Source organism: Kineococcus deserti (assembly GCF_050871945.1).
Classification (GTDB): Bacteria; Actinomycetota; Actinomycetes; order Actinomycetales; family Kineococcaceae; genus Kineococcus.
In genome coordinates this window covers 1-9,304 of the sequence record NZ_JBJLSI010000063.1, presented here as the reverse complement: position 1 = coordinate 9,304, position 9,304 = coordinate 1, and the positions used below count along the sequence as shown (strand labels likewise).

Below are 9,304 nucleotides of genomic sequence, written 5' to 3'. Positions count from 1 at the left end.
CCGCCGCGAAGGAGCTCGGCGGGCACGTGTGGGCCGACGGCGGCGTGCGGCACCCGCGCGACGTGGCCCTGGCGCTGGCCGCCGGCGCCAGCCAGGTGATGGTCGGGTCCTGGTTCGCCGGCACCCACGAGAGCCCGGGCGACCTGGCCGTCGACGTGAACGGGCGCGAGTACAAGGAGAGCTTCGGGATGGCCTCGGCCCGCGCGGTGGCCGCCCGCACCCGCGGCGACTCCCCGTTCCAGCGCGCCCGCAAGGGGTTGTTCGAGGAGGGCATCTCCTCCTCGCGCATGCACCTGGACCCCGCCCGGCCCGGGGTGGAGGACCTGCTGGACCAGATCACCTCCGGGGTGCGCAGCTCCTTCACCTACGTGGGCGCGCGCACGGTGCCCGAGTTCGCCGAGCGCGCCGTCGTCGGCGTTCAGTCCTCCGCCGGCTACGACGAAGGGCGCCCGCTGCCCGCAGGGTGGTGACGGGATGATCCGCCGGGGAACTGCAATTAGAGCCCTTGATCCGTCGCCCGTTGATCAGCATGGCTCCAATGGAGCGGTCTCAATTTGCGGATCGGTTGGACAACTCACGTGCCCTCTCAAGAACCGCTGATTGGCGCCTCGCACCAAATCCGCATGAGCCAGTTCCACGCGTGTCATGTCTGTCTCGGTGGGACGCTCCACGCTCTCGTCATCCGCTCCGCCCGTCATCGAGGAGAACTCTGTGAATGAAGAGCCACTCACGAAGGAAGCGCCAACTGGCTACGTCTTCGAGGGAGGTAGAGGACTAGCCATGGAGCAGGGCGGGGAGGATGCGGTTTCGAGCGGCGCTCGACATGGTCGGTCGAGCTCCCTCGTCTGGACCTGGGCCTCTCCAAACCTGGAGTTCGCGACCATCTTCGTCGGAGCGATAGCGACGCTGTACTACGGCTTGAGCTTGGCCTCGGCAGTGGTGGCCGTCCTCTTGGGCAACACGTTGGCAACGCTCTTCCATGGGGTCCTGACCACCTGGGGGCCACGTACGGGACTTGCTCAGATGGCGATCAGCCGCCGTGTCTTCGGGCAAGCAGGGAACATTCTTCCCGCCGGCCTGAATGCCGTCTTGGCCGGTATCGGATGGTTCGCCGTTAATTCAGTGTCTGGCGGGCTCGCCCTGGCTGCACTGCTCGACCTTCCTGCGGTCCCGACGGTCATCGCAACCTCAGCGCTTTCACTCGCGCTAGCCTTCTTCGGGCATGACGCCATTCACGCATTCGAGCGTTACGCCTTCCCGTTTCTTGCAGTGGTGTTCCTGCTAGGTGTCTGGTTTGTCGCGGACCAGGCACAGGCCTCCTGGCAAGGCGAGCCAGTTCCCGGCGCCTTCTGGCTAGCCGTGGCGACTTCTTTCGGGTACACCATCGCGTGGACTCCCTTTGCCGCGGACTACTCTCGGTACCTCCCATCTCGGCAAAGCCGTGCAGCAGGCAGCGCTGCAGCTCTAGGAGTCTGGACTTCCACCAACGTGCTGCAGCTAGCGGGAGCAGCCTCGGTCACCGCGGTTGGTTTGGGCTCGTGGGACTATGACAACCCTACTTCTTCTTACACAGGCCTGATGCCGTCGTGGCTAGGCCTGGCTACTTTGGCCGCCATCTGGTTGGGAGCGGTCTGCGCCAACGCCATCAATTTGTACTCCAGTGGGCTTTCCTTCGGTGCGAGCGGGTTGAAGATCAAGAGTTCGCGCGGCAGGGCGTACGTCGTTCTAGGTGCAGGCTTCACCGGTGCAACAGTGGCAGTCGTGGGTACAGGGAGCGTGCATACCTACGAAAGCTTTCTCCTACTGATGGGCTACTGGATCGCGCCGTGGCTAGGCGTCCTCGTTGCCGACGTCGTAATGCGAAAGGGTGAAGTGACTTCATCGACTGTGACAGGCAGACGTGCGCTGGCGGGTCCGATCGCCATGGGTGTCGGCATGGTCGCCTCCGTTCTGTTTCTGTCCAATCAAGAACTCTACGTGGGCCCACTGCCCAACGCAATTCCTGAGGTAGGGGACCTCACGAGTTTGGCGGGATTCGCACTCAGCTTCTCCCTTTACCTACTCGCCAGCAGAGTGCTCGGCTCCGCTCCGAAGTACAGCTACACCTCACGCAACCTGGAAAATGGAGGAACCAGATGACGAAGCAGGTTTTTCTCGGAGCTTTCGAGGAGTTTACCCCCAACTTCATCTCTAATGCCTGGAGCCATCCGCGCAGCGACACGCGTGGGTTTGCGACGCTCAAGTACTGGCAGAACATGGCGCGTGAGCTTGAAGCCGGTGGTTTCGATTTCCTCTTCCTCGCCGAAGCGCTTGGCTACCCCATGCGAGCGGATGGCTCAGTGCCTGACGTCGTCATCCGTGAAGCCGTTCAGGTGCCAGTGCACGACCCCATGGCGATCGTTAGTGGTCTGGCCGCAACGGTCGATCGCCTGGGATTTGTCGTGACGGCGTCGACCACAGCGCAGCAGCCCAACTTGAATGCCCGTACCTTCACCACTTTGGATCACCTGACTGAAGGGCGTATCGCGTGGAACGTGGTGACGTCTGACAACCAGGTGGCGCTCTCGAAACTGCTGGGTCAAGACAATGTTACTCCGCACGCCGAGCGATACCGCCGGGCCACTGAATTTATGGAGCTGTCCCTCAAGTTGTGGGAAGGAGCCTGGGAGGATGACGCGGTAGTCTTCGACAAGAAAACGAGAACTTTTGCCGACGTGGACAAGGTCCATCGCATCGAGCACCGCGGGCAGTACTTCGCACTAGACGGGTTCTTCACCGCGCTTCCTTCCGTCCAGCGGACGCCGCTGCTGCTGCAGGCAGGGACATCCCCTGCCGGTCGAGCGTTCGCCGGCCGCTTTGCCGAATGCGTATTCATCCAGGAGCGCGACTTGGAGCTTGCTGCCGCAACCGTCGCCGATCTTCGAGCACGCGCGGTGGCAAATGGCCGTGAGAGTCAAGACATCAAGGTCATCGATGCTGTGTCGATCGTCGTCGGTTCGAGCGAGGAGGAGGCGCAAAGACTGCGTCGAGAACTTGATGCAACACCCAGTCGCGAAGCCGCCGCAGCCTTGTTCATGGGGTGGTCCGGTGTTGACCTCATGGCCTTCCCCTTGGATGCCACCCTGCAGGATGTCTCGACCGAGGTGGGAAAAACCACTCTGGGCACTTTCCAGAACGGCGACGACAGTCCCACCATCGCCGAAATCCTCGACAAGATTACCTCATCAATTGGCGGCATTCGAGTGACGGGAACCCCCGAATCGGTTGCGGATCAACTGGAACGAATCGTCGAGGCGACGGACATCGACGGTTTCCTCATCGAGTACACGTATGGGGGGATGGCTTCCTATCGAGAATTCATTGACGACGTAATTCCCATCCTTCGTCATCGTGGAATGCTGCCCGAAAAGCCTCGCGGTGGATCGATGCGACGTCGCATCCTCGGTCGTGACAGTGATCGCCTTCCTGCGACCCACCCTGGCGCTGCATATCGCCTGAGCCACGGCAAGGACTAGAGCCGAGCCCCCAGTGACCGGCAGGTGAGTCGCGTCGGTCGTGTCTCGTGGAATCTTCTCCGGCCGGATGAGCCTGCTCGGTCTCGATGACGCGTGCACGACCTATCCCGCACCGACCCGAGTTGGCTGGTGAAGGGTGTTTCGTCAAGTTCGACTCAGGCGCAGACCGCAGCTTGTAACAGCGGCGGTTGAGTGCCACCGGTTCGCTCGCGCTAGCGACCGTCTGTGCGACGAGTCGCTAGTGTCCTGAGTCGTTAGTTCCTTGCCGGTTTGTAGACTTTCGGCATGGCGAGCAGTCGCGGACCGAAACCTGCGCAGATCACGCTGTCCGACGCCGAGCGGGACCAACTGCAGTCCTGGTCTCGCCGGCGGACGACCGCGGCGGGGCTGGCGATGCGCAGCCGGATCGTTCTGGCTGCGGCCGAAGGGAAGTGGAACTCGGCTATCGCCAGGGAGCTGAAGCTGTCCCGCCCGACGGTGACGACGTGGCGGTCTCGGTTCGCCGAGCACCGCCTGGAGGGACTGAGCGACGAGCCTCGACCGGGACGGCCCCGCACGGTGACCGATGCCGACGTCGAGAAGCTGATCGTCACCACGTTGGAGACCAAGCCGACCAACGCCACACATTGGTCCACCCGGTCCATGGCCGAGCACCTGGGCCTGTCGCAGACCACGGTGTCGCGGACTTGGCGGGCCTTCGGATTGAAGCCGCACCTGCAGGACCGCTTCAAGCTGTCCACCGACCCGTTCTTCGTCGACAAGCTGCACGATGTCGTCGGGCTCTACCTCAACCCACCCGAGGCCGCCGTCGTCCTGTGCGTCGACGAGAAGACCCAGGTCCAGGCCCTGGACCGCACCCAGCCGGTGTTCCCGATGCTGCCCGGCACTCCCGAGCGGGCCAGTCACGACTACGTCCGGCACGGCACCTCCAGCCTGTTCGCGGCCCTGGATTTCGCCTCCGGTCAGGTCATCGGATCCCTGCACGCTCGTCACCGCGCCGAGGATTTCTTGAAGTTCCTGCGCACCATCGACGAGCAGGTTCCCGATCACCTGGACGTCCACCTGGTACTGGACAACGTCTCCACCCACAAGACCCCGGCGGTCAAGCGCTGGTTGAACCGCCGGCCGCGGTTCCACCTGCACTTCACCCCCACCAGCTCGTCCTGGTTGAACCTGGTCGAACGCTGGTTCGCCGAGCTGACCACCAAGAAGCTGCAGCGTTCCAGCCACCGCTCAGTCCGGGCTCTGAACGCTGACATCCGCGACTGGATCACGACCTGGAATCAGAGCCCACGGCCGTACGTGTGGGTCAAGACCGCCGAGCAGATCTTGGAGTCGCTCGGCGACTACTGCCAACGAATCATCGACTCACGACACTAGCGCGAGCGCTTCGAGAAGGCGCTCAGCAGTGGGAAGAAACTTTACATCCGACTCCGAAGATCAACAGGAGACCAACGTGAACTCAACCGCAGTCGTCCCGGCCGGCCCGGGCCGTATGGGCGCCATAGCAAGCATCGTGGGCGTGGTGGAGCACGGCGACAAACGAGGCCGGCTGCTGGGTTTTCCAACCGCGAACCTAGTGGTTCCTTTGCTTGACCTCGAGGACGGAGTCTGGGCCGGTACCGTCCAACTGGTTCAAGACTCTGACGAGGGAATGAGAACCGAGTACGTGGCCGCCGTCTCGGTTGGCCGCCGACCCACCTACTACGGTGATCATGGGCAGCGCTTGATCGAGGCGAACCTGCTCGACTTCGATGGCGACCTCTACGGGCAAACCGTCTTGGTCCTCTTACACCGGCGTCTGCGAACACAGCGCCGTTACGTCGAGTCCGACGAACTTGTCGATCAGTTGCACAAGGACGTGGAGAACGTCCGGCGATGGGCTATGGACGTTGGCTTCGTACACTTGCTGCGCGAAGAGGTCCGGCCGTAGTGGGGAACAGAAGAGAGCAGAATTTCGACTCCCCCGCTGACGGCCACCATACCGGGCGGCGTGCACCTGTGCGCCGCTCGCCCCGGCGCGCCCGTACGCTCATATCTGAGCCACACCGTCATGAAGCGGAACTTGCTCAGCGACGGACGCAGCGCGCCCAGTTGCGTGCGGTCCTTGTGGCCAATGCGGTGCTCGCCTTGCTGAGGGATGGCCCACCTTCCCACCAGGCCGTCGCTGACCGCACGGGGCTGCCGGTGGGGCTACTGCGTTGGACATACCCCACGACAGCTGATCTCGTTCTCGCCGCCTACCACACGGGTCTGATGTCTGCGCCGAATGAACATTCTACTGATCGTGAAGGAGTCTCGCTCGTGACCCGCGTTTCCCCCCTACCCGGCACAAGACTTCCGATTGCGCTGGAGCAGGACCCTTCGGCCCTCCGTGCGGCCTTTTCGCTGTTTCCTTCTGGCGTCGCAGCTTTGTCCTCAGTCATCGACGGAAAACCCGTAGTCCTGATCGCATCATCTTTCCAAGTGGGGATCTCCTTGGACCCTCCTTTGGTTTTGTTTGCCGTGCAGCACACGTCCACCAGGTGGCCCCTTTTGCGAGCGGCCGGGCAAGGCGGGGGGAGGATCGGGGTTTCGATTCTATCGGAAGCGCACGCTCTAGTCGCCCGCCAGATGGCAGCTAAAGCCGCTGACCATTTCGCGGGAGTCGATACGACGACGATCGACAGCGGTGCCCACTTCATTCACGGCGCGCCAGTTTGGATTGAGGCCTCCATTCACTCGGAGTTCCCGGCTGGTGATCATGACGTGATCTTGCTGCAGGTCCACGCTTCGAGCGTTATTCCGGACACAGAGCCCTTGGTTTGGCACTCTTCGGGTTTCCGCCATCTCGCGCCCAAGCTGACGACCTGAAATACCTACAACGTGTGAATTCGACGCTCGGGCTAGTTGCAATCTCAGCAGCAACAGCCTGCAAGTGGGATGACGGTGAGCTGCTGAGGTGCGCAGGTTTCGGGGCTCTTCACGATCGAGGGTGTAGGTCCGCCGGCGAGGTGACGGGCGCGTCGATGACCAGGTAGAGGGCCGAGGCCTTCCAGGATGGGAGTTCTCACACAGCCCAACCGGAAGACCTCGACGTGCCCGACGCTACCTTCAACACCCCGATCTGGCCACGTTCACCGGCCTGGACGACCTCGGCCTGATCGTCGTCGGGCAACGCCTCGACCCGCACCGAGCGGTCCTGGACTGCCGTGTCCTCCAACTCGACGACTGGTGCCACCACTGCGGCTGCCAGGGCCGCTCGATCGGGACCGTGATCCGCCAGCTCGCGCACTCCCCGTTCGGCTGGCGCCCCACCACCCTGCGCGTCCGGGTCCGCCGCTACCGCTGCACCGGCTGCGGCCACGTCTGGCGTCAAGACACCACCGCCGCGGCCGAGCCCCGCGCGAAGCTGTCCCGCGGCGGACGGCGGTGGGCCCTGGTCACGATCGTCTGCCAGCACCTGACCATCGCCCGCATCGCCGAAGCCCTCGCCGTGTAGTGGAACTGCGCCAACGACGCAGTCCTGGCCGAAGGACGCCGGGTCCTGATCACCGACTCGAACCGCCTCCACGGGGTCAACGCCATCGGCGTGGACGAGCACGTGTGGCGCCACACCCGGTTCGGGGACAAGTACGTCACCGTGATCGTCGACCCGACTCCGATCCGCTGCGGAACAGGCCCTGCCCGGCTGCTGGACATGGTCGAAGGCCGATCCAAGGACGTGTTCGCGACGTGGTTGGCGGGGCGGCTCCAGGACTGGCGGGACAACGTCGACGTCGTGGCCATGGACGGGTTCACCGGCTTCAAAAACGCCGCCACGGACGAGCTGCCCGATGCGGTGACCGTCATGGACCCCTTCCACGTGGTCCGCCTCGCCGGGCAGGCCGTCGACGACGTCCGCCGGCGTCGGCAGCAGGAACTGCACGGCCATCGGGGCCGTAAGGACGACCCGCTCTACCGGGCCCGGCGGGTTCTGCACACCGGCGCGGACCTGCTCACCGACCGCCAACGAACCCGGCTGACCACCCTGTTCGGCCACGGCGTAGACCACGACGACCACGTCGAGGTCGAGGCGACCTGGGCGGTGTATCAGCGGATGATCGCGGCCTACCGTCACCCCGACCACCGCGCCGGGAAGACTGCGATGAGCGATCTCATCGACTCCCTGAACGGGAAGATCCCCGCCGTGCTGCGGGAGGTCCGCCGGCTAGGGCGAACGCTGAACCAGCGCGCAGCGGACGTCCTGGCCTACTTCGACCGACCTGGCACCAGCAACGGCCCGACCGAAGCCATCAACGGCCGACTCGAGTACCTACGAGGCTCGGCCCTGGGCTTCCGCAACCTTTTCAACTACATCGCCCGCAGCCTGCTCGAGACCGGCGGGTTCAGACCCCGACTACACCCTGGATCGTGAAGAGCCTGATTAGCACGAAGTCGGACCCGTGGACGTCCTTCAGGTGCTGCAGCACTTCGATGAAGGCCGCCTGGCCACGCCCTACGTCGGGCTCGAAGACCTGCTGAAGGCGGTAGCCGACCAGGTACCCGTGGTCTCCCTGGCGGAGGGGGAGGCCGAGGGTGTCAGCACCGTCCACGCCGACTCCTACGGGGCGGCCCGAAATGCGGTACGCCACCTGCTCGAACTCGGTCACCGCAAGATCATCCACCTCGCCGGGCCGGCCGATCGCAACGAGGCCGGTGAACGGGTGCGGGGGTACCTGGATGAGCTCAGCGAGTGGAACTGCGACCCGCAGGAACTGATCCGGTGTGCTGAGTGGGACGCCGACTCCGGCGCCGCCGTCGCCGCCGAACTGAACCCGCAAACCTTCAGCGCGATCTTCGCGGCCAACGACGAGATCGCCTTGGGCTTCATGTCCGCCATGCGCGAGCGCGACGTTCTGGCGCCACGGGACTACTCGATCGTGGGCGTGGACGACATGCCGGAGGCGCGGTACTTCACCCCGCCGCTGACATCATCCCGCTTGAATTTCGAGCGGGTTGGAGAACTCGGACTGGAGATGCTTTTACAAAGGATCCAGGACGCCGGCGAGGAGCGACTGCAGATCGTGCCCAGCATCCTGTCGCTCCGGGCCTCCACACGCGAAGTCGCCGAAGGAAAGCCGTCGCCAGCGAGGGGTCCGCGCGCCCGCCGCGCGGTGCGCGCAGGCTAGCTGTGAGTGGCTAAGACGTCTTGACCAGCGCCAAAATCCTGACGTCGCGTCCAGTGAGGTTGAAGCCGTGGAGCGGTCAGGTCACCTATTCCCGTACCAGCTCGGCTCCGGTGACGACCAGCCGGCCCATCCCCAGCAGCACCAGGGCGATGAACGTAATGACGAGCAGCACGCCGACCCAGCCGGCGATGCAGCTGCCCCACGTCACAGGCGGCGCCGGCGGGTTCGGGTGCTGCCAGCACACGGGTGCGCCCGCGATCTGCTCGGCGCTCTGACGCAAGGCCCGCAGACGCTGCGCGGCCTGCGGGCCAGCGCTGTCTTCGGTGGTGCGCCAGCACAGGGCCTTCATCTGTGTGAAAGGGTTCCGGTAGGTGCGCTCGAAAGCGACCACCTCTCGGTCGTCGCGGTCGGGGCTGAGGTAGGACCAACGTCCGGCGGGACTGTCCCCGATGTTCTGGAGGCTGACACTCGGGTGCGGCGGGGAGGGACGGTTGGGGAGCCGTCAGCGGCCTGTCACGTCGGCGAGCAGGGCGACGATCTCGTCCCAGGAGCGCTGGGCGTCGGCTTCGCGGTCCTCCTCCTGCACGTCGTGGGTTTCGAGTTCGAGGACGTAGGTGCCGGTGAAACCGCCGGCCTCCA

Annotated in this window: 8 protein-coding genes and 1 pseudogene; 8 read left to right on the top strand and 1 reads right to left on the bottom strand. The window is 64.4% G+C overall.

The window, feature by feature from the left end; genetic code table 11:
• From ACRYR2_RS24720 to ACRYR2_RS24685, 8 genes and pseudogenes are all read left to right on the top strand, one after another.
• Positions 1-470, top strand: a 470-nt coding sequence (locus ACRYR2_RS24720; protein ID WP_432565654.1) for an IMP dehydrogenase, incomplete at its 5' end; no start/stop codon positions are given.
• 310 nt (positions 471-780) lie between these two features.
• The gene (locus tag ACRYR2_RS24715) at positions 781-2,139 is read left to right on the top strand and encodes a purine-cytosine permease family protein (RefSeq protein WP_432565653.1); all 1,359 of its coding nucleotides are present in this window, start codon (positions 781-783) and stop codon (positions 2,137-2,139) included.
• Entirely contained in the window at positions 2,136-3,515 is a 1,380-nt protein-coding gene (locus ACRYR2_RS24710) for an NtaA/DmoA family FMN-dependent monooxygenase (protein WP_432565652.1), read from the top strand. The genes ACRYR2_RS24715 and ACRYR2_RS24710 overlap by 4 nt, the downstream gene beginning before the upstream one ends.
• Positions 3,516-3,800: 285 nt before the next feature.
• A complete protein-coding gene (locus tag ACRYR2_RS24705; RefSeq protein WP_432565651.1) occupies positions 3,801-4,895 on the top strand; it encodes an IS630 family transposase in 1,095 nt (364 codons plus the stop codon).
• Positions 4,896-4,971: 76 nt separating this feature from the next.
• A complete protein-coding gene (locus ACRYR2_RS24700; protein ID WP_432565650.1) occupies positions 4,972-5,448 on the top strand; it encodes a riboflavin kinase in 477 nt (158 codons plus the stop codon).
• Entirely contained in the window at positions 5,394-6,368 is a 975-nt protein-coding gene (locus tag ACRYR2_RS24695; RefSeq protein WP_432565649.1) for a flavin reductase family protein, read from the top strand. Before ACRYR2_RS24700 ends, ACRYR2_RS24695 begins: the two co-directional genes overlap by 55 nt.
• Before the next feature lie 224 nt (positions 6,369-6,592).
• A pseudogene (locus tag ACRYR2_RS24690) lies at positions 6,593-7,911 on the top strand (ISL3 family transposase).
• A 28-nt stretch (positions 7,912-7,939) separates the two neighbouring features.
• The gene (locus ACRYR2_RS24685; protein ID WP_432565648.1) at positions 7,940-8,665 is read left to right on the top strand and encodes a substrate-binding domain-containing protein; all 726 of its coding nucleotides are present in this window, start codon (positions 7,940-7,942) and stop codon (positions 8,663-8,665) included.
• Between the two features lie 85 nt (positions 8,666-8,750).
• Here ACRYR2_RS24685 and ACRYR2_RS24680 read toward each other — a convergent pair whose 3' ends face one another.
• Positions 8,751-9,116, bottom strand: a complete 366-nt coding sequence (locus ACRYR2_RS24680) for a DUF6584 family protein (RefSeq protein ID WP_432565655.1) — start codon at positions 9,114-9,116, stop codon at positions 8,751-8,753.
• Between the last annotated feature and the right edge of the window lie 188 nt (positions 9,117-9,304).

Coding starts and splice junctions, on each gene's coding strand:
- ACRYR2_RS24710 (WP_432565652.1), top strand. CDS start 2,136: ATGACGAAGCAGGTTTTTCTCGGAGCTTTCGAGGAGTTTACCCCCAAC.
- ACRYR2_RS24705 (WP_432565651.1), top strand. CDS start 3,801: ATGGCGAGCAGTCGCGGACCGAAACCTGCGCAGATCACGCTGTCCGAC.
- ACRYR2_RS24715 (WP_432565653.1), top strand. CDS start 781: ATGGAGCAGGGCGGGGAGGATGCGGTTTCGAGCGGCGCTCGACATGGT.
- ACRYR2_RS24695 (WP_432565649.1), top strand. CDS start 5,394: ATGGGCTATGGACGTTGGCTTCGTACACTTGCTGCGCGAAGAGGTCCG.